This is a genomic window from Methylobacterium tarhaniae, from assembly GCF_001043955.1.
Taxonomy (GTDB): domain Bacteria; phylum Pseudomonadota; class Alphaproteobacteria; order Rhizobiales; family Beijerinckiaceae; genus Methylobacterium; species Methylobacterium tarhaniae.
In genome coordinates this window covers 1-753 of sequence record NZ_LABZ01000462.1, presented here as the reverse complement: position 1 = coordinate 753, position 753 = coordinate 1, and the positions used below count along the sequence as shown (strand labels likewise).

The following is a 753-nucleotide window of genomic DNA, read 5'->3' as shown; positions in this document are numbered from 1 at the left end:
CCGCCTACTCTGCAACTGGCATCCCAACCGCCCCGAACCGCGTGGATCACATCCGCTGGGCGAAGCTGCAGGTGCGCAAGTCCTTCTTCCCGGCGACCGCTGTCGTCCTCAACCCCGAGGACTGGGCGGCCATCGAGCTCCTGAAGGACACCCAGGGCGCCTATCTCCACGCCGCGGTCACCACAGGCGCCGAACCGCGCCTCTGGGGCCTGCGCGTCGTCGAGAGCGATGCCATGGCGGTCGGCACCTTCATGGTCGGCGCCTTCGCGCTGGCTGCGAAGATCTGGGACCGTGAGCAGGCGAACGTCCAGATCAGCTCCGAGGATCGCGACAACTTCGTCAAGAACATGCTGACCCTGCGTGGCGAGGAGCGCCTGGCGCTCACCGTCACCCGGCCCACCGCTTTCGTCGGCGGCGCGTTCCCGGCCGCGACCTGAGCCAACCCCGGCGGGCGCTGATCCTGGCGCCCGTCCCCTCGCGCATGATGGGTGGCGAAATGTCCAAGCTCATTGTCCAGACGCCGTTCTATTTCGGTGGCGCCATTCGTGACGTCGGTAGCCCCATCGAGGTCGAGAACGCTACCGACCGCAAAAGCCTCATCGATCGCGGCATGATTGCCGAGGGGAAAGCGACGGCCGCACCCGACAACAAGATGGAGCCGGAGCCGGCGAACAAGGGTGAGCCTGCGTCGCGTCGCATCAAGGCCTGATCATGCGCGCCGTCGTCGTCACCCCGCCCGAGCCCACGAGACGG

Annotated in this window: 2 protein-coding genes; both read left to right on the top strand. The window is 67.3% G+C overall.

Annotated features, from left to right (window positions below; genetic code table 11):
* Nucleotides 1–437, top strand: a 437-nt coding sequence (locus tag VQ03_RS30665; protein ID WP_048454723.1) for a phage major capsid protein, incomplete at its 5' end; no start/stop codon positions are given.
* 59 nt (nt 438–496) lie between these two features.
* On the top strand, nt 497–709 hold the full coding sequence (locus VQ03_RS30660) for a hypothetical protein (RefSeq protein WP_048448757.1): 213 nt from the start codon (nt 497–499) through the stop codon (nt 707–709).
* Nucleotides 710–753 lie beyond the last annotated feature (44 nt).